Genomic DNA, 20,455 nt, shown 5'->3' with positions numbered 1-20,455 from the left:
AGAGAATGGGTGAGGAAATTTTGAAAAAATGGACACAAATAAACAATATACCGATTCGATATAAGTTAATCACACATTTTTTATTAGTTGGTATTTTACCCATTCTTTGTCTAGGGTTACTCGTAAGCTGGACAGTTGAAAGGGTTCTAGAAGAACAGGCGAATGACAACACGATGCAACTAATTAGCAAGGTTAACCAAACGTTTGAATTCTACATTAATAACATGCAAAGCATTACCTATATGATTGCCTCCGATAACGAGATTCAACAGTTTTTCGATTCACCAGATGGTGCAGAGAATAAGTATGAGCTTCAACGTTATCTTCGTAGCTTTACGACTATCACTTCAGAGGTTGCAGGCATCATGGTAGTAAACAAAGATGGCGAGTATATTAGTAATGAGCTGTATGCTCCTTCGGTTATCGATTTAACCCAAAGCTTTTGGTATCAAGAGGCGGTAGAAAGTGATGGTATTTTCCATATCATCGGTAGACCGGATGGAAGAAGGCTTATTTCGATTGTGGATTATAAAAATGAGGATGTTGTATCTGTAGTTCGTGCGGTGATGGATCCTTTTACAAAAGAGGTAAAAGGAGTTATTCTTATTGATCTAAAATTACGTGTCATTGCCGAGACAGCACGAGATATTCAGCTTGGTAAAAGCGGTTATCTGATGGTAGTTGATAATAAAGGGAAGAATATTTATTTACCGAACCAGCCTATTGTTAAAGATATACCATTAGATTGGATTCATCGGCAAGCTTCTGGAAATTTTTCCAAGACGATAAACAAGGAAAAAATTCAATTTATTTATCAGCGTTCCCCTTTTGCAGACTGGACAACTGTTGGTGTTTTTCCTGCAGAGGAAACATTGTTTGAATTAAGGGAAATCCGATTTTATTTGATTGTCTTTATTTTTATCATTATGCTTTTCGGCATTCCAGTAAGCTATTATTTATCACGTTCTATCTCAAAGCCAATCGTTGATCTGATGAAATTTATGCGCAGGGCAGAAAGCGGAGATTTACACGTTCGCTACAAGGAAAAAAGGGAGGACGAAATCGGGCTGCTCGGCAGGAGCTTTAATACAATGCTTCAAAAAGTGCTGGAGCTCATGCGTGTTACAGAGAGACAGGAAAGACAAAAGCGTGATGCGGAATTTCGTAGTTTGCAGGCAAATATTAATCCACATTTTCTATACAATACATTGGACACCATTCAATGGATGGCACGTAAACAAAATGTAATAGATGTTGCAGAAGTGGTCGAGTCCTTAGCCAAGTTATTTAGAATTGGTCTAAGCAAAGGACGCGATATTATTACCGTATCAGCAGAGATGGAGCATATTGAGAGCTACTTAAAAATACAAAAAACACGTTATAGAGACAAACTAAATTATCAAATGAATATAGACCCACAAGTTCGGTCCTTTTATACATTGAAATTTATCCTACAGCCGATTGTGGAAAATGCGATTTATCATGGAATAAAGGAACGAAGAGGTCCTGGTACTGTCCTAATAAATGCTAGCATTGCGAGAGATGATCTTCTGATTATTATTGAAGATAATGGTGCAGGGATGACAATAGAACAGCTTCATGATATGAAGCAGGCGTTAGCAGAAGCTATGCAAAGGACAGAAAAGGTAGAGGATGGTCATAAGAAAAAGGGTTACGGCATATTAAATGTACAAGCAAGAATACAATTAACGTATGGAGAGAAGTATGGGCTATCGATCGATAGCGAAAAAGCCAAAGGGACAAGGGTAGAGATTCTGTTACCTGTTATTAGAGAGCAATATTCAGAAAAGGGGAAATCATCATGACAAAATGGAAAGTATTGATTGCCGATGATGAATTTATTATACGAGATGGTATTCGCACAGCAGTAGACTGGGCTAAATTTGATATGGAGGTCGTAGGAGAAGCAGAGGATGGAGAAGAAGCGGTTGAGATCGCCTTAGCCGATAGGATAGATATTTTGTTAATTGATTTGAATATGCCAATTTTAAATGGTATTGAGGCAATGAAAAAAATTAAAGCAGAAATAGATTGTCGAATGATTGTTATTTCTGGGTATGATGATTTTCAGTATGCGCAAGAAGCCATTCGTTTACAGGTAGAGGATTATATTCTTAAACCAGTAAACCCTGATAATTTGATCCATATATTACAAGGAGTTAAAAATGATTTAGAAAGGAGAGAAAAGCAAGAAGCTTATTTAGAGCAAGCCTCCAAGCAAATAAAGAAAAACCATTCGCAGCTCAAGGAACGATTCTTTTTTGATTGGATACACAATCGTCTCCAACCAAATGAAATACAATCACAGCTAGAGTTTCTGCAATTACCAACAGCAGTCCCAAAGCAGCTAGTATTACTTAAATGGTCGAATGATCAAGTAAATTATGATCTACTTTCCAACCAAGACCGAAAGATCTATTTGTCTGCTATTGAAAACATAGCAGAAGAAATTTTAGCAGACACCGTCAATGTTATCATCCATGATTCATCTCAATGGTTACAGATCTTTGTGTGGGAGGATGTGACAAAGGAGATAGCTGTTCCAATAGAGGAAGCAGTCAAACTATACTTGAACCAAACGGTCTATACTGGGATGGTGCGGGTGGAGGATGGTGACTATCAGCATTTAATCGTCGCCTATGAAAGGTGCAAAAACGAGATTAATAACTACATTCACCTCTCCCCTATTGTTAAACAAGCGTTAACGATTATGCGCCGAAATTACTGTAGGTCTGATTTAACACTAGAATTGGTTGCCGAAAACCTCCATGTTTCCACGGTTTATTTAAGCAAGATGATCAAACAAGAGCTCGGGCAATCATATGTTCAGATTGTCGCAAATATGCGAATACGTCGAGCAAAGGAGCTTCTGAAGGACTCTGATTTAAACATCCGAGACATCGCCGAAAAAGTAGGATTTGATTCTCAGCATTATTTCAGTACGGCCTTTAAGAAGAAGGAAGGTGTTTCTCCAAAACAATATAAAATGATCAAGTCATAGCAAACGTGATCGTACAATCAGCAGTAGGGTCTACTCATGAATAAAAACTATAATGTATTCGTGAGTAGATCCTATCATTCGTTTCATCTAGCCTCTTGGCCCCTCCTAAATCCTAAAAGAAGCTTCATCAAGTAATATATCAAAAGCCCAAGGAGAAAGGCTAAAATACACCCAAACCCGGTTGCTTCCGTAGAGAAGGTAGTTTCCTCTATTTCTATTATATACAAAGAGGATCCTAATAGAGTTGGCTTCGATACAATGTTGGAATATCCTAGTAACAACATAACGATTGGTGCAATGAAAACAGTTAGTACATATAAAAATAGAACACTTAGGCCAGTTGAAAATGCTTTCAAAAGCTGAGCCATGGTATTATTCCTCTCTTCCTTTATTAATAATTCTCAATGTATTATTGCTCCCCTGTTTCCTTCGTATGTCCCCCTAACAGATTCCCTTGAGTTTTTGTTTATTTAAACTGGAAAATTTTAACTAAATAAATCATGCCATATGATCAGAATGGAGTTCAATAAAGTTTTGAGGAACTTGTTTAAAATTTTATAAAAACTGTTTAAATAAGTGTAAAGCCTTTCCTTTTAATTATTGGTATATTAACGATTGTAACGATAATCCATTCTAATATTGAAAGGGGTTTCAATGATGAAGAGAAAAAAATTAGGTTTTCTTGCAATTTTGTTTAGTCTTCTATTAGTACTAGCGGCATGTGGTGGAGGAGAGAAGTCCAGTGGTTCTGGAGAGGATGGTGAGTCATCCGAATCAGGTTTAATTGGAGTTGCGATGCCAACGAAATCATCCCAACGATGGGTAGATGATGGAAACAATATGGTCGAGCAATTAGAGGCACTTGGATATGAAACAGACCTTCAATATGCAGAAGATGATGTAGATAAACAAATCGAGCAAATAGAAAACATGATTGTAAAAGGTGCAAAGGTTTTAGTAGTCGCATCCATTGATGGTACTGCTCTTACCAATGTATTGCAAAAGGCAAATGATCAAGGAATAGAAGTAATAGCTTATGACCGTTTAATTATGGAATCAGATCATGTGAGCTATTATGCTACCTTTGATAATTTTCAAGTAGGGGTGTTACAAGCATCCTATATAGAAGAAGCGTTGAATTTAAAAGAAGAAGCAGGTCCTTTTAATATTGAATTATTTGGCGGATCACCAGATGATAACAATGCCTATTTCTTCTGGGATGGTGCGATGAGTGTCCTTCAGCCATATATCGATGAAGGTAAATTGGTTGTTCAAAGTGGTCAAACAGACTTTGAGCAAGCAGCAACCATGCGTTGGGATGGAAATACAGCAAAATCACGAATGGAAAATATTCTAAGCAGCTCTTATTCTGGTGGAGAAACAGTGGATGCCGTGCTCTCACCATATGATGGTATTAGTCGAGGTGTCATTCAAGCCTTAAAAGGTGTAGGCTATGGATCTGGTGATCTATCATTACCAGTTATATCAGGACAAGATGCTGAACTTGCTTCCATCAAATCTATTATTGCGGGTGAACAAACCCAAACCGTTTTTAAGGATACTCGGGATCTAGCAGCTGTCGCAGTCAATATGACAGAATCTATTCTGAATGGTGAAGAAGCAGAAGTGAATGATACGGAAACATATGATAATGGAGTAAAAGTGGTTCCAACCTATCTAGTAGAACCAGTATCCGTGGATATAGACAATTACCAGGAAGTAGTCATTGATAGTGGTTATTACTCTGAAGAAGAGCTTCAATAAATAAGGAGATGAAGTGGTGAATTCGCCACTTCATTCCCCATGTTTTTTTATAAAAGAGGTGATGGACATGTCTGCATATATATTGGAAATGGAGAGCATTACAAAGACCTTTCCTGGAGTTAAAGCATTGGACGATGTAAATTTACAAGTGGAGCAAGGTGAAATTCATGCACTTGTTGGTGAAAATGGAGCAGGAAAGTCAACACTGATGAAGGTGTTAAGTGGTGTATATCCATATGGAACGTATGATGGCAAAATTCTTTTCGAAGGTCAGGAATGCCAATTTAAAAATATCAAGCAAAGTGAGGAATTAGGCATCGTCATTATTCATCAGGAATTAGCGCTAAGTCCATTTCTGTCGATTGCAGAAAATATTTTTTTAGGAAATGAACGCCAATCCAAAAGTATGATTAAATGGCAGGAAACCTTTGCCCAATCCAAAAAGCTCCTAGAAAGAGTTGGCCTAAAGGAATCGCCAGAAACACTAGTAATGGAAATAGGGGTAGGGAAGCAGCAATTGGTAGAAATCGCCAAAGCATTATCAAAAAATGTTAAGCTTCTTATCTTAGACGAACCAACTGCAGCATTAAATGAAACCGATAGTGAGAATTTATTAAAACTATTACTTGAATTAAAAAATCAAGGCATTTCCTCTATTTTAATCTCCCATAAATTAAATGAGGTTTCAGCTGTGTCTGATTCGATTACCGTATTACGTGATGGGCAGACGATCGAAACAATAGATGCCACAAACGAGAAAATATCAGAAGATCGAATTATTAAAGGGATGGTTGGTCGTGAATTAACGAGCAGATTCCCAGAAAGAGTACCAAAGATTGGCGAAACCATCTTTGAAGTGAAAAATTGGAATGTTTATCATCCACAGCAGACAGATCGCAAGGTTATTCGGGATGTAAATATACATCTCCGCAGCGGGGAGATTGTAGGAATTGCTGGGCTTATGGGAGCAGGACGTACAGAATTTGCGATGAGTATCTTTGGAAAAAGCTATGGTAAAAAAATTAGTGGTGAATTATACAAAAATGGAAAACTGATTCAAGTGAACACAGTGAGTCAAGCAATAGATCATGGTATTGCTTATGTGTCAGAGGATCGTAAAACATATGGACTGAACTTAATTGAGGATATAAAGCGAAATATTACATTAGCCAATTTAACTAGGATCTCCAATGGATCGGTTGTTGATGAAAATAAAGAAATTATGGAAGCACAGCAATTACGAGAAAAGCTAAATATTAAAACACCAAGTGTAAAACAAATTGTAGGGAATTTAAGTGGTGGAAATCAACAAAAAGTAGTATTAAGTAAATGGATTTTCGCTGAACCAAATATATTAATTTTAGATGAACCAACTCGCGGTATCGATGTTGGTGCAAAATACGAAATTTATTCACAAATAAATGAACTCGCTGAGGAAGGCTTAGCGGTTTTAGTGATTTCATCAGAGCTACCCGAGGTTTTAGGATTATCTGATCGAATTTATGTGATGAATGAAGGTCGTATTACAGGAGAGTTAAGCAGTGCTCAAGCAAATCAAGAGAATGTTATGCATCTCATGACCGGAACAGGGGGGAACTAGTTCATGCAAACACTTATTCATTTATTTAGAAATAATATTCGCGAATACGGAATGGTTATTGCATTAGTATTTATTACCGCATTATTCTGGTTCTTAACAGATGGTGTGAATTTTAAACCATTAAATATAACGAACTTAATCTTGCAAAATGGTTTCATTCTTGTATTAGCTATTGGAATGGTACTTGTCATTATTACAGGTAATATCGATTTATCCGTTGGATCGATCGTTGCCTTTATTGGAGCAATAGCAGGTGTTTTAATTATTAACAATAATGTACCCGTTTGGCTAGCAGTAGCTATCGCTCTGTTAGCAGGCGCTCTGATTGGAGTATGGCAAGGCTTTTGGGTCGCCTATGTAGGGATACCATCGTTTATTGTAACCTTAGCAGGAATGCTTATATTTAGAGGATTAACCTTATATTTATTGGATGGTCAATCTCTCGCGCCATTCCCAGAATCCTTTCAAAAAATAAGTAGTGGTTTTATTCCAGATGTATTTGGTGGAGCATCCATTCATATTTTTACGTTAGTGTTATCCGCTGTCTTATCCATCGTTTTAATTTATTTGGATTTTCGAAAAAGAAAAATTCAGCTTCAATATAATTTTGAGGTGATTCCAATATGGATCACGATTGCAAAACTAGCATTATTGATTCTAGCAATCAATTGGTTTATGTATCAATTAGCATTAAATAAAGGTATTCCAACTGTTCTCGTTATCGTCATAGTGTTAATTATCGTCTACACATTTATTATGAAAAATACGATCATGGGTCGTCATATTTATGCAACAGGTGGAAACAAAAAAGCGGCGGATCTATCCGGTATTAAAACAAAGCGCGTCGTATTCTGGGTGTTCGTCAATAATGGGCTTCTAGCTGCGTTAGCTGGTCTAATGTTCGCAGCAAGGCTAAATTCTGCCACACCTGCTGCTGGTAACATGTTAGAATTAGATGCAATTGCTGCCGTATTTATCGGTGGTGCTTCCATGGCAGGTGGTGTTGGTACAGTCATTGGAGCAATCGTCGGTGGATTAGTAATGGGTGTGATGAATAATGGTATGTCCTTGATCGGTGTTGGTATCGACTGGCAACAAGCGATCAAAGGGATGGTTCTTTTAATTGCAGTTGGCTTTGATGTGTATAATAAAAATAAAGGTTAGAAAAGGCTCGCTTTGAAAGCGGGCTTTTTAGTGTGATGACGTAATTTTTACGAATAACTTTAGTAAAACTACAGATTTTTGTATTATCAAGCTTTCCCTTTTTATTTTGGCAATCTTCCCCCGGGAGAGCAAGATAACCAAGATATCAACTTATATCTTGGCGATCTCCCTACAAGAAAGCAAGATATCCTCCCCTCAGTCCGCCTGCATTAACCCTTCTTAAAAATTCATTTCCACTGGCAGAAAGCATGTATCTAATTCAAAGCCCAAAAATGTAAGCATTTAACGCGAAAAAGAGGAAAAAATGTAATCCTTTCCTTGATAAAATGAAGACAAGCTATAAAATTCATTAAGAAAGGGTGGTAATGGTAATATGAAAAAATTCATATTCATAATTACGCTATTGCTTACATTTTCCCTAATACTTGATGGAGTTTCCGTGCAGGCAATTAGCACAAGCGAAAATCCAGAAAACGTATTGGCCTTCCCTGGAGCGGAGGGGGGAGGGAAGTACACATCAGGTGGTAGAGGTCAGGATGTATATGAAGTTACAACAATAGAAGATTATGGAGAAGGAGAAGAACCGATTAAAGGTTCATTAAGAGATGCGGTTAGCCAAGATAATCGCACGATTGTCTTTCGGGTTTCTGGTACGATTCATTTGAAACAACCATTACGAATTAAACGAAAAAACATTACCATTGCAGGTCAAACTGCACCAGGAGCAGGGATTACAGTTGCGGGATATGGAACAGATATTGGTGGCTCGGAAAATATCATCGTCCGATATATGAGATTTAGACCAGGTAGCGACAATCTAGAAACGGAATTCGATGCATTTGGTGGGAGAGATATTAAGGATGCGATCATAGATCATGTTTCTGCAAGCTGGGGAATAGATGAAGCCTTTTCCTTCTATCGGAATGAAAATACAACGGTACAGTGGAGTATTATAAGCGAAAGTCTTTTAATATCTGGTCATTCTAAAGGCCGTCACGGATATGGTGGAATATGGGGTGGGGAAAATGCTACCTTTAGTAATAATTTAATTGCTACACATATTAGTAGAAACCCCGCTTTAGGTAATACGGGAAATGAAATGCACCCAGTTTCCCATGCAGACTTAGTGAATAATGTTATTTATAACTGGGGATTTAATTCCATGTATGGTGGGGAAAATCAACAAAATAATATTATCAACAATTATTATAAGCCTGGTCCAGCAACCTATGATCAAGTAAAACAAAGAATTATTAGTCCCGGAAGAGATGGAGAGCCAGGTTGGTTCTATATTGATGGCAATGTGATGCATGACAACGAAGAAGTTAGTAATAATAATTGGTTAGGCGTAGAGGATATTAAAGAGGATGTAACCTTTGGCGATAGTCCATATCCTGTATTAGGGCATGATACATTGAATATTAAACGAGCAGAAGAAGCCTATGATCTAGTATTAGAAAGAGCTGGTGCTACATTACCTCGAAGAGATGCAGTCGATGCTAGAGTCGTCCATGATGTAAAAAATGGAACAGGACGTATCATTAATAATGAGTGGGAGGTTGGAGGATTTCCAGAAATGGAGTCGGAGGAGCCTCCGACAGATTCTGATCATGATGGTATGCCGGATGAATGGGAAATAGCCAACAGTCTTGACCCGGATAACGCAGAGGATGGAAAACTAATAACAGAATCAGGGTATTCTAATCTTGAGCTTTATCTTCATTCCCTTGTAGATATGGAGCATGAAGCAGAAAATCCTTCTGTGGAATTAGTATCACCAAAAGCAAATAGTGTCCACAAAGCACATAAAAAAATCCAATTTAATGTAAAGCTTGAAGATAAGAAAAATATTGAAAAAGTAGAGTATTTTAAAAATGATGAAAAAATCGGAGAGGCGACAAGCGGTTCCTTCTCATTCACATGGGAGGATGCTCCTGATGGAACATGGTTCGTTTCAGCAAGGGCAACAGATAAGGAAGGAAATGCGACGCAAACAACCTCCACTGCCATTTATGTGAATAGTAAAAACCGAAGTGATTGGAAATCAAAGGATATTGGCTCTGTTGAGGTGAAGGGCAATGCAAGTATAAAGGATGGTTTATTAACGGTAAAAGGAACAGGAAGAATTATGGGGGAAAAGGATGCCTTTCAATTGGCCTATCAAAAGCTAGAAGGAGATGGATCGGTAACGGCTAAGGTGGAATCCATCACCAAACGAAACAATAATGCGATATCTGGTTTAATGATTAGAGATCAGTTAAGCCCAGATGCCAAAACGGCGATGATCAGTACTTCTGTCATAAAAGCAGATCGTCAGGATACATTATATGCGATACACTTTTCTTCAAGGGATACTAAAGGAGAAAGCATTGTGGCTCCTGGAGAGAATGATAGACCAGAGGAAAATGGTGTCCCGTCCTTATTAAATACAACTATTCCTTATTGGTTAAAAATTGAAAGAGAGGGAAATGAATTCATCGGTTATGCTTCTGCAAATGGAAATGAGTGGATCGAGGTAGGAAGAAAAGAGATAGACATGAAGAAGAAAGTTTATATCGGATTTGCCGTCGATGGGGCAAAGAATCCGAATGATCTTGTTCATTACACAACAGCAACCTTCTCAAACATCCAATTGGAAGGTAATATTAAGTAACGTACTGCTCTCCATCCATTTAGCTGATGGAGAGATCTTTTTAATACTAGGAGTAACCCATTATGATCATTAACAATGCAGTAATCCAAACTGCTATCATTCCAACAGAAGAGATGACTTCTAGTTTCTTTAGCCCCTTCATTTTCCCTTTGAGTAACAGATACACGAGAAGTAAACTGGACATACACAATAGGGTAAGTAAGAGAGGATTATATTGTATTTCTATGCTCCAAAAAATGGTATAAAGTAATAACCATATGGCATTAAAAATGATGAGCTTTAAGCCTTCATACTTAGGACCGAATAAGTTGTGTATCCATCTCTTGTTCTCCAATCCACCATCCTCCTTTATGAAATGCTCTTACCGATTTTAGAACAAACAAAACCAACAAGTCCTCAACAAATTATTGATTATGCCTCGAAATAAGAATTGAATAGTAAATGTAGGAATGGTTGATTGTTTGTTAGATTAAGTTCACGATATGATTTTATCACAGTGATAGCTGTCTGCAACCTTCATTCTAAGATTAAATGAGGGATAACAGACGATAATATCCTGAAAAGTTTCGCTAACCATCGGTGGGAAACTATCAATCCTTTGACAAAAAGCCTAGTCCAACACTGGTGGGGGTCCCAATTTATCAGGATAGTTCACTGATCGAAAGTGAGGTTCAAAAAAGAGAAAGGGGGGAGTGCATGGAGGAGCATGTAGGAAATGAACAAGCTGTAATGAAAACAAATAGCCGGTTTGATCGATTGCTTCAAAATGGATTGATCAAAAATGTACGTAAACATTGGATGCTTTATTTAATGATTTTACCTGGTATTATTTATTATATTGTCTTTAAGTATATTCCGCTTATGGGTAGTGTAATAGCATTTCAAGATTATCAAATTTTCAATGGGATACTAGGTAGTCCATGGGTAGGTCTTGAAAATTTCAAGCATCTACTACATTATCAGGATTTTCATGAAGTATTGAGAAATACGGCATTGATTGCCTTATATCAATTGATATTTCAATTTCCAGCACCAATTATTTTAGCTTTACTATTCAATGAAGTAAGATTATTAATTGTGAAGAAAACTGTACAAAGCTTATTTTACCTTCCGCACTTCTTATCATGGGTTGTAGTTGGAGGTATTGTGTTTGAGCTTCTGGCAAGCCAAGGCTTAGTAAATGCAATAAGAGACCTTTTTGGACTGGAACCGATATTGTTTATGCAGGAGGAAGGTTATTTCCGATCGATTGTTATTATTTCTGGGATCTGGAAGGAAGTTGGTTGGGGTACCATTATATATCTAGCTGCCATAACAGGAATTAATCCAAGTCTATATGAAGCAGCAGTGATTGATGGAGCGAACCGATTTAAACAAACGATTTACATTACCCTTCCATTATTGTTACCAACGATTTCTGTCTTGTTCTTATTAAACATTGGTAATTTCTTAGAATTAGGCTTTGACCAGATCTTTAACTTATTAACACCGATGACGTACTCCGTTGGGGATATCATCGAAACTTATGTATATCGCGCAGGGGTTCTACAAGGACAATATAGTTTAACAACAGCCATTGGCCTGTTCCAATCGGTTATCGGTTTTGCGTTACTGTGGATATTTAACAGACTGGCAAGAAAATCAGAACAGGGGTTGTGGTAAATGAAACAATCAATTGGAGAAAGATTATTTCAAGTGTTTAACTACACGGTGCTTATCGTATTGGCATCCACGATGATTGCGCCTTTATTGCATTTATTGGCGGTTTCCTTTAGCTCCCCAATAGCCGCTGATTCGAAAAAAGTATTTTTAATACCGGTAGAATTTACACTAGCTACTTGGGAGCATATCCTTCAAAATGAAGTATTATGGAGAGCGTTCGGTGTCACGGTATTTATTACGATTGTCGGAACCTTACTAAGTATGCTGTTCACCATTTTGACAGCGTTTCCATTATCGAGGAAGGAATTTTTGCTTAGAAGACCGATTATGTTAATCATGGTGCTCACGATGATATTTAATGCACCGATGATTCCTTTTTTCTTGACCGTAAGAGAAGTGGGATTGATGGATTCGATATGGGCCTTAATTATACCAGGACTTGTTAGCACCTTTAATATGGTCATTGTTCGTACATTCTTTATGGGAATTCCAAAGGATATTGATGATGCAGCACGCATCGATGGCTGTAATGAATTTCGCTTATTGTTTCAAATTTATTTACAGTTATCCAAACCAGTATTGGCTACAATTGGCTTATTCTATGCTGTCGGGTATTGGAATACCTTTAAGACGGCGGTGCTTTTCTTAAGAAATCCAGAGCTTTGGCCATTGCAAATGCGTTTACGAGCATTTTTTACGTCAGAAGAGGAGCTTGCAGCTGTCGATTTAATAATGGGTGATTTTGACTTCAATACCACTACATTAAAAGCAGCTACGATTATATTTGCTACGATTCCCATTGTTTTAGTTTATCCCTATTTACAAAAATACTTTGTTAAAGGTGCGGTACTTGGGTCATTGAAAGAATAATGAAGGAGGAAAAGGGTATGAAAAAAAATCGTTATCATGTATTCCTGTTTTCTATAGTCGTGTTGTTCTTGTTGGTACTGACAGCTTGTTCTAGTAGCAATAATGAATCGACCAGTAAGGATGAAGGAAATAAAGAAGAAACAGCTGATGGATCTGCAACTGTAACGGTGTTTAAGAGTCATATGGGAAAAGGGACAATTCCTGGTAGTGATGATCCTCATGTTCAATATATTAAAGAAAAAACAGGTGTGGAATATCAATTGGAATCCACCCCTCCAGGCTCAGAACCAGCCGAATATATTAATCTAATGATTGCTTCAGAGGATTTCCCTGATATTTTAAGACCAATAGGCGGTGTGGAGCAAACGCTAATTAACCAAGGTGGAGCACTTGCATTAGATGAATTATTACCTAAACATGCACCAAATGTATGGGAGAGAATTCCTGAAGAAGCGTGGAATATCGTAAGATCTGCTTCTCCTGATGGGAAAATCTACTATGTGCCTAAAGTCTATTTAATCCCTGAGAGAGCTGCTTTATTACGACAAGACTGGCTAGACGCAGTAGGGATGGAGATGCCAAAAACACTAGATGAATATAAAGAAATGTTAATTGCTTTCCGCGATCAGGATCCGAACGGAAATGGAAAAAAGGATGAGCTACCGACAAGTGGTAGGGAGTTCGGTAGATGGATGGATCATTTATTCGCCATGTTCGGTGTAGCAATGTGGGAAGGCTATCCGGAATGGGATATTTATGATGGTGAAATCAACTATGCTGGGACTTCTGAAAACATGAAAGCAGCAATCGCATTTATACGTGAGCTTTATGCAGAAAAGTTACTCGATAATGAAACATTCTTGAACAAAGGGGATGTTTGGACAGCCAAAATTAATAACAATTTAGTTGGAAGCTGGTATCATCTCCCAGCAAACCTTCGTGAACGCTATGCGGCAATGAAGGAAGGAGCACCAGATGCCTATATTACAGGTATGCCTTTACCTGAGGTAGAAGGGTTTGATGGATTTATCACGCAGAAGAGTATGGGAGAACCTGAGTGGATGATCCCGAAAGCATCAGAAGATAATGCAATTAATGCACTGAAGCTTCTTGACTTTTTCTATGACCCGGAAAATGCAGAGTTTGTTCAGTATGGTATTGAGGGTGTTCAACACGAAGTAGTAGATGGCGAAAAAGTTCTTCTACCATCATCAGATGATAAACCACTTGCATTAGGAATGCTGAATTTAACGACAGATGAATCAATGAAGCTAAGAATCGAAAATTCCTTCGTTGAAGAGGAACAGCAGATGGTGAAGGATATTTTTGAAGTAAGTAAGGCAGATGCAAGAAGAATCGCAGGCGATGGATTACCAAGTACGGTTTATGAGGGCTATCCCGATATTCAATCACACAAGCTATTCCAAGAATATTTGACAAAAATTGTGATTGGGGAATGGGAGCTTGATAAGTTTGATGAATTCGTAGAAAAATGGAAGCAATCTGGTGGAGAGGAAGTAACGAAACAAGTACAAGAGTGGTATGAGAAAGTAAAATAAAGCTATAACTCCCCTGCCGTTGTGCAGGGGAGTAGAATCGTAAGATCCCACATCAAGATTTCGAGAGGTATAAAGCAACTATGTGGAGATCGGCCATTAAGTATTCTGATAGGTTCTGCTTGATAAAAATGCTTGGGGAGAGAAAAGCATGAAAAGAAATCATAATTATTTATTAACGGTTTGGATCTTATTTTTAGTGTTATTCACCGCTTGCTCTACAAATGAGGAATCAACTAGTCAGAAGGATAATAATGAAGTAATAGAAAAAGACAATAAGGCCACTGTAACTGTCTTTAAAAGTCACTTAGGAAAAGGAACGATCCCTACTAGTGATGATCCGCATGTGCAATATATTAAAGAAAAGACTGGAGTAGAGTATCAATTGGAAACAACACCGCCAGGATCAGAACCAGCAGAATACATTAACCTAATGATTGCTTCAGGAGAGTTTCCTGATATATTAAGACCAATTGGTGGTGTGGAACAAACATTGATCACTCAAGGCGGCGCACTAGCACTAGATGAATTATTGCCCAAATATGCACCAAATGTTTGGGAGAGAATTCCTAAAGAAGCTTGGGATATTGTTCGTACAGCTTCTCCTGATGGAAAAATCTATTATGTGCCCCAAGTATACATGGTGCCTTCACGTGCAGCATTATTACGTCAAGATTGGCTCGAAGCTGTTGGAATGGAAATGCCAAAGACGTTGGAAGAATATAAAGCTATGTTAATTGCTTTTCGAGATCAAGATCCGAACGGAAATGGAAAGCCAGATGAAATCCCAACAACTGGGAGAGAATTTGGAAGGTGGATGGATCACTTGTTTTCCATGTTTGGTGTGGCAATGTGGGAAGGTTATCCGGAGTGGGATATATATAATGGTGAAATCCATTATGCTGGTACTACGGAAAATATGAAAGCAGCTATTGGATTTCTTCGTGAATTATATGAGGAGAAATTACTTGATAATGAAACATTTCTGAATAAAGGAGATGTTTGGCAAGCAAAAATTAATAATAATTTAGTAGGAAGCTGGTATCACCTTCCAGCTAATTTGTTAGATAAGCTTAATGCCATGAGAGAAGAAGCACCTAATGCTTATGTGAGTGGAATGCCTTTGCCTGAGGTAGAAGGGTTTGATGGATTTATCACACAGAAAAGTATGGGACTTCCCGAATGGCTAATTCCTAAGGCTTCAGAGGCTAATGCTATCCATTCCCTGAAACTACTAGATTTCTTCTATGATCCAGCCAATGCTGATTTTATTCAATATGGCATAGAAGGTGCCCAGCATGAAGTGGTGGATGGTGAAAAAGTATTACTTCCAGCAACCGATGAGACACCATTGGCACTAGGAATGTTAAATTTCCAAACAAAGGAATCGATGGATATTCGTATCGAAAACTCTTTTCCAGAAGAAGATCAGCAAATGATAAAGGATATTTTTGACGTAGCTACTAGTGATGCAAGAAGAATCGCAGGCGATGGATTACCGAGTACGGTTTATGAGGGTTATCCCGATATTCAATCACATAAGCTATTCCAAGAATATTTGACGAAAATTGTAATTGGCGAATGGAAGCTTGATAAGTTCGATGAATTCATAGAAAAGTGGAAGCAATCTGGTGGAGAGGAAGTAACGCAACGAGTACAAGAGTGGTATGAGAAAGTAAAGTAATCATTGGGAGCTGTCGCTTCGCAGGACAGCCCCCCTAGAATAATCTTATCAAATGGTTGGACATATCATAGAATAAGGAGAAAAGGGAAGCAGGTGAATGTATGTCAAAGTTTTTTCCGTCAAGAATTAGGAATATGCTTCGAAAGAATCTTTCCGATACCCAGACAAGGTTGCTGCTCATATTAATGATACCTGTTCTTTTTATAATTTTAACGGTTGGTTTTTCTTCTTATTACACATCTAAGGATATTTTACAACAGGAATTAAACGAACCACAGCACCAAATGTTAAAAATTAATATGAATTATATTGATGAATATTTAGTTGAATCGGATAAAATAGCGGTTAAACTGGCGCTTGATCATAATATCAACCATTTTTTAACTAATCCATCCCCATTCTCGTATCAAAATATGAGGGAGATTTATGGTAAGCTGACAACCTTAACCCAAAACTCCTCCTTTATTAAGAGTATTTATATTTATAATATCGTAAAGGACAGCTTTGTAGCTATTCCTCAAGGCTATAGCTCAAGCAGTGCTAATTTTAATGATGCAAAATGGACTAATGTACTAGAGGAATTTAATGAAAAGTCGATGATCGTAAAATACCGAGAATTACCAGATGGGGCAAGACATAAAGGCTCTAACATTACTCTGTTTCGGAAAGTGAATGTAAAAGGAGAAACAAAAGGAATCATTGCGATTAATCTTAATCAAGGAGAGCTATTCTCCAAATTAAGGTCCTCGGATGATCCACAATCTAATAGCATGCAATATATTTTGGACCAAAACAATTCCATATTACATATGACAAGAAACCATACATTTGATGCAGATACCGTTCAATTTGTGAATGAGGAAGTTAGTAAAGGTAATCTTACTAATATTACGTATAACGATAAAATTTTATTAGCTAATCAAATCAAATCAGAATTTACTGGCTGGAAATATATTTCCGTAGTATCACAAGAGAGTATTCTCGCTAAATCAAAAACCATTCGTAATGTAGTATTTATCGTATCACTAGTTGCACTTATTATAGGCGGAATTGCCATTTTCTTTATCCATTCTGTTGAATTAAGGCCAATCAGACGTTTGAAGAAACTGTTCTTTGTTGATGATAACCAGCATTACAGACGGGATCTTCTTCATTTAGAAAATATTGTAGATGACCTAGTTAGTGACCATGCCCAGCTATCACGACTAATCCAGAAAATGAAGGTAGAGGCCAAATCTAAATTTCTATATGACATGTATATTGGAAAATTAGTGAACTCCTCCGAACAGAAGGAGAAGTGGCAAACCTATTTTGGGGAATGGAAGAGTGACCAGATTCAATTATTGGTCGTTTCAATCGATAACTACCCAGCCTGGAAGGAAAGTGTTACAGCTAATTACCGAGCAGTTGTAAAATCCGGAATGATTAATATTCTGACAGAGGTGCTATCCACCCATTATGAGGTAGAAGCGGTCGATATCGGTAAGGATAAAATGATGGTTATTATTCAACAATTAGAGGAAAAAGTACAGTTAGAAAACCATTTAAAGATAGCGCTTTCGAACATTGATAACATTCTAGGGTTTTCTGTTTCGATAGGTCTTCACCAAACGGGGGTGAAAGTACAAGACTTGAAAAATAAGATGAATGAAGCGGAGGAGGCACTGCAATATCGCCTTTTTGACGGTTACCGCAATATTTATACTAAGGTTCCAAAAGAAGAGGATAAGGATACGAAAAATATAGAGTTAATGGATCAAATCGTATCATCCATGACAATGGAGAACCCGATGCAAGCCATTGAGAATGTGTCGAAATTATTTCAATTAATAAAGAATAGTAGAATTAGTCCGAAATTATCTTTTTATTTTATCGAACAGGTGAGAAAGGTTATTTTCTCCAATGCTAATAATATGAATCCATCAACTTACTATTCATATGAAGAAATTCTAACAATGAATTTGGAGGATATCTACAAGCTGTTCCAAGATAGAATTTCCGAAAGAATAGAAAATATTAAGAAATTAAATGACACGAAAAGATATGTTCAATGTAGGAAAATGATTCAATATATGAATGATCATCTCGGTGAGCCGATTGGAATTCCAGAAATCGCTGAATCCGTTCAAGTGAGTGTTAGTCTCGCAAGTCAGTGGTTTAAGGATGAGATGGATGAGACGATTTATGGCTATTTTACTAGATTAAGAATGGAAAAGGCGCAGGAGCTTTTAACGAAAACAGATAAGAAAATTGCAGACATTGCCTCAGAGGTAGGCTATCAGCATGAGAATAGCTTTATTCGGAAGTTTCGCGAATATAAAGAAATGACACCAGGGAAGTACAGAAAATTAAACAAAGTATTAGAACACCCTGATGAAAACATTCGAGGAGGAGACTAATTTGAATAGAAAAAAAACCGTACAAAAGCATAATCCTAAAATACATGGTATCGAACCACTATCACCGTTGTCTATTGGAAACGGGGAATTTGGTTTTAGTGTTGATTTCACCGGCTTACAAACATTTCCCCATTTATATGAAACACCATTAGGAACTCAATCTAATTGGGGATGGCATGATAGTGGTGGCAAAGATTTATATACGGAGCAAGATATCGAATATCAAGCCTTTAATCATTATGGAAGAAAGATACCTTATCCAATGAAGCCTGGTGAACAAGCAAAAGCCTATCATTGGCTTAGACAAAATCCACATCGATTACAGTTGGGGCAAATTTCCTTTCAATTTCTGAACGATAAGGGAGAAGAAATAGATATAAATGAGATAAAAGAAATCGAGCAGGAGTTAGATCTATGGTCTGGAGTTATAAACAGTCGCTTCCTCGTCTGTGACGAAGAAGTAATCGTAACGACAATTTGTGATCCTGTTATGGATGCGATTGGAGTCAAGGTGGTGTCCAATCTCCTACAAAAAGGAAGGCTTCGAATTCTTCAATCATTTCCATCTCCTGATATTAGTCATAATAGTTGGGCGAAAGCAACAAAGCTTAACTGGGATCATCAAGATAGGCACGAATCGGAGCTAATTGATCAAAATGAGCAAGAAGCCCATATAAAACGAGTGATGGATGAGGACAGTTATTATGTGAAATGGGACATAAATGGTGCTAGCTTTACAAGGTTAGATAGGCATTTTTTTCAGCTCGTCCCACCAGCAAATGAAGAATATTCCTTCACAGTATCCTTTAGTCCGAAGAAAATTACAAATTCACATTCAGTAGAGGCAATAATTAAAGGCTCTGAGCGATACTGGGAAGATTTCTGGAAAAGTGGATCCTTTGTATCCTTTGAAGGTAGTACCGATACTCGAGCAACAGAATTAGAACGGAGAATCGTTCTTTCACAATATTTAACGAACATTCATAGTAGTGGATCGATCCCACCACAGGAAACGGGCTTGATGTATAATAGCTGGTTTGGTAAAGCACACCTAGAAATGCATTGGTGGCATGCAGCTCATTTTCCGTTATGGGGAAGATCGGAAAAGTTAGAGAAGAGTCTAGAATGGTATTCGAACATTCTACCACTAGCAAGAAAATTAGCTAGAGAACAAGGATTCGAGGGAGCAAGATGGCCTAAAATGGTTGGAATAGATGGAAGACAAAGTCCCTCTCCAGTGGCACCTGGACTTATATGGCAACAGCCCCATCCGATTATGCTACTAGAATTACTCTATAGGGCAAATCATGAAGAAGAGGTGATTAAACAGTATAAGGAGCTGGTATTTGAGACAGCAGATTTTATGGCAGATTTCGCAGAGTGGGATGAAGAGCAGGAAGTATATGTATTAGGGCCTCCTTTAATACCTGCACAGGAATGTCATCGTATGGAGGACTCCATTAATCCACCATATGAGGTCGAGTATTGGAAGTATGGCTTAGAAATATCGATCAAATGGTCAGAAAGGTTAGGAATCCATCCTAAAGAAAAATGGCTCCATGTTGCAGAAAATATAAAGGCTCCCCGTGTGAAGGATGACGTTTATTTAGCCCATGAGCGTTGTGACAATACCTTTACCGAAAAAAATCATGATCATCCTTCGATGGTGGCCGCCTTTGGTATTTTACCAGGATCATTGATTGATAAGGAAAAGATGAAACTTACACTAGATAAAGTGAAAAAGGAGTGGCAATGGGATACAGCATGGGGCTGGGATTTTCCGATGTGTGCCATGACAGCTGCTCGCTTAGGGGAGAAGGAATTAGCTGTTGAGTTCTTATTAATGGATGCCGTAAAAAATACTTATTTGCCGAATGGACATAATTACCAAAGACCTGGATTAACCGTATATCTTCCTGGTAATGGAGGCCTTTTAACTGCGATTGCAATGATGGTAGCAGGATGGGATGGAGTAGAGCAAAAGGAAGTAGTACCAGGCTTTCCTGACAATGGAAAGTGGAATATTCAAGCCGAAGGGTTCCAAGCCTATATCTAGTATAGGAAATGGGAGGAGGAGCATC

Annotated in this window: 13 protein-coding genes; 12 read left to right on the top strand and 1 reads right to left on the bottom strand. The window is 37.8% G+C overall.

What is annotated here, in order from left to right:
* Positions 1–20 precede the first annotated feature (20 nt).
* The 6 genes from ACZ5R4_RS10330 (at position 21) to ACZ5R4_RS10305 (ending at position 10,203) form a co-directional block, all read left to right on the top strand.
* Complete coding sequence (locus ACZ5R4_RS10330) at positions 21–1,826, top strand: cache domain-containing sensor histidine kinase (RefSeq protein ID WP_109984849.1); 1,806 nt, start codon at positions 21–23, stop codon at positions 1,824–1,826.
* A complete protein-coding gene (locus tag ACZ5R4_RS10325) occupies positions 1,823–3,022 on the top strand; it encodes a response regulator transcription factor (protein WP_109984746.1) in 1,200 nt (399 codons plus the stop codon). Before ACZ5R4_RS10330 ends, ACZ5R4_RS10325 begins: the two co-directional genes overlap by 4 nt.
* Before the next feature lie 657 nt (positions 3,023–3,679).
* Complete coding sequence (gene chvE, locus ACZ5R4_RS10320; RefSeq protein ID WP_277678444.1) at positions 3,680–4,786, top strand: multiple monosaccharide ABC transporter substrate-binding protein; 1,107 nt, start codon at positions 3,680–3,682, stop codon at positions 4,784–4,786.
* A gap of 67 nt (positions 4,787–4,853) precedes the next feature.
* A complete protein-coding gene (mmsA, locus tag ACZ5R4_RS10315) occupies positions 4,854–6,386 on the top strand; it encodes a multiple monosaccharide ABC transporter ATP-binding protein (RefSeq protein WP_464368441.1) in 1,533 nt (510 codons plus the stop codon).
* A gap of 3 nt (positions 6,387–6,389) precedes the next feature.
* Positions 6,390–7,550, top strand: a complete 1,161-nt coding sequence (mmsB, locus tag ACZ5R4_RS10310) for a multiple monosaccharide ABC transporter permease (protein WP_054860697.1) — start codon at positions 6,390–6,392, stop codon at positions 7,548–7,550.
* Between the two features lie 373 nt (positions 7,551–7,923).
* Positions 7,924–10,203 carry an Ig-like domain-containing protein gene (locus ACZ5R4_RS10305; protein WP_464368440.1) on the top strand — a complete coding sequence of 760 codons (2,280 nt, stop codon included), beginning with the start codon at positions 7,924–7,926 and terminating at the stop codon, positions 10,201–10,203.
* A 46-nt stretch (positions 10,204–10,249) separates the two neighbouring features.
* Here ACZ5R4_RS10305 and ACZ5R4_RS10300 read toward each other — a convergent pair whose 3' ends face one another.
* On the bottom strand, positions 10,250–10,537 hold the full coding sequence (locus tag ACZ5R4_RS10300; RefSeq protein ID WP_054789211.1) for a hypothetical protein: 288 nt from the start codon (positions 10,535–10,537) through the stop codon (positions 10,250–10,252).
* Positions 10,538–10,932: 395 nt separating this feature from the next.
* On the opposite strand from ACZ5R4_RS10300, the gene ACZ5R4_RS10295 reads away from it, so the two are divergent.
* From ACZ5R4_RS10295 to ACZ5R4_RS10270, 6 genes are all read left to right on the top strand, one after another.
* Positions 10,933–11,865: an ABC transporter permease gene (locus ACZ5R4_RS10295; RefSeq protein ID WP_277678458.1), complete on the top strand. Its 933-nt coding sequence runs from the start codon at positions 10,933–10,935 to the stop codon at positions 11,863–11,865.
* Complete coding sequence (locus ACZ5R4_RS10290) at positions 11,866–12,735, top strand: carbohydrate ABC transporter permease (protein WP_054860692.1); 870 nt, start codon at positions 11,866–11,868, stop codon at positions 12,733–12,735.
* 17 nt (positions 12,736–12,752) lie between these two features.
* Positions 12,753–14,294, top strand: coding sequence for an extracellular solute-binding protein (locus tag ACZ5R4_RS10285; protein WP_109984750.1), 1,542 nt, complete (start codon positions 12,753–12,755; stop codon positions 14,292–14,294).
* Between the two features lie 148 nt (positions 14,295–14,442).
* Complete coding sequence (locus ACZ5R4_RS10280) at positions 14,443–15,975, top strand: extracellular solute-binding protein (protein WP_109984751.1); 1,533 nt, start codon at positions 14,443–14,445, stop codon at positions 15,973–15,975.
* Between the two features lie 134 nt (positions 15,976–16,109).
* Entirely contained in the window at positions 16,110–18,374 is a 2,265-nt protein-coding gene (locus ACZ5R4_RS10275) for an AraC family transcriptional regulator (RefSeq protein ID WP_464368439.1), read from the top strand.
* A 1-nt stretch (position 18,375) separates the two neighbouring features.
* On the top strand, positions 18,376–20,430 hold the full coding sequence (locus ACZ5R4_RS10270) for a glycoside hydrolase family 65 (protein ID WP_464368438.1): 2,055 nt from the start codon (positions 18,376–18,378) through the stop codon (positions 20,428–20,430).
* The last annotated feature ends 25 nt before the right edge of the window (positions 20,431–20,455 follow it).

This window comes from Gracilibacillus sp. JCM 18860 (genome assembly GCF_055395245.1).
Note: the sequence above shows the minus strand (reverse complement) of the source record. Positions and strands in the feature narration are given on the sequence as shown.

Coding starts and splice junctions, on each gene's coding strand:
- ACZ5R4_RS10325 (WP_109984746.1), top strand. CDS start 1,823: ATGACAAAATGGAAAGTATTGATTGCCGATGATGAATTTATTATACGA.
- chvE (WP_277678444.1), top strand. CDS start 3,680: ATGAAGAGAAAAAAATTAGGTTTTCTTGCAATTTTGTTTAGTCTTCTA.
- mmsA (WP_464368441.1), top strand. CDS start 4,854: ATGTCTGCATATATATTGGAAATGGAGAGCATTACAAAGACCTTTCCT.
- mmsB (WP_054860697.1), top strand. CDS start 6,390: ATGCAAACACTTATTCATTTATTTAGAAATAATATTCGCGAATACGGA.
- ACZ5R4_RS10305 (WP_464368440.1), top strand. CDS start 7,924: ATGAAAAAATTCATATTCATAATTACGCTATTGCTTACATTTTCCCTA.
- ACZ5R4_RS10295 (WP_277678458.1), top strand. CDS start 10,933: ATGAAAACAAATAGCCGGTTTGATCGATTGCTTCAAAATGGATTGATC.
- ACZ5R4_RS10290 (WP_054860692.1), top strand. CDS start 11,866: ATGAAACAATCAATTGGAGAAAGATTATTTCAAGTGTTTAACTACACG.
- ACZ5R4_RS10285 (WP_109984750.1), top strand. CDS start 12,753: ATGAAAAAAAATCGTTATCATGTATTCCTGTTTTCTATAGTCGTGTTG.
- ACZ5R4_RS10280 (WP_109984751.1), top strand. CDS start 14,443: ATGAAAAGAAATCATAATTATTTATTAACGGTTTGGATCTTATTTTTA.
- ACZ5R4_RS10275 (WP_464368439.1), top strand. CDS start 16,110: ATGCTTCGAAAGAATCTTTCCGATACCCAGACAAGGTTGCTGCTCATA.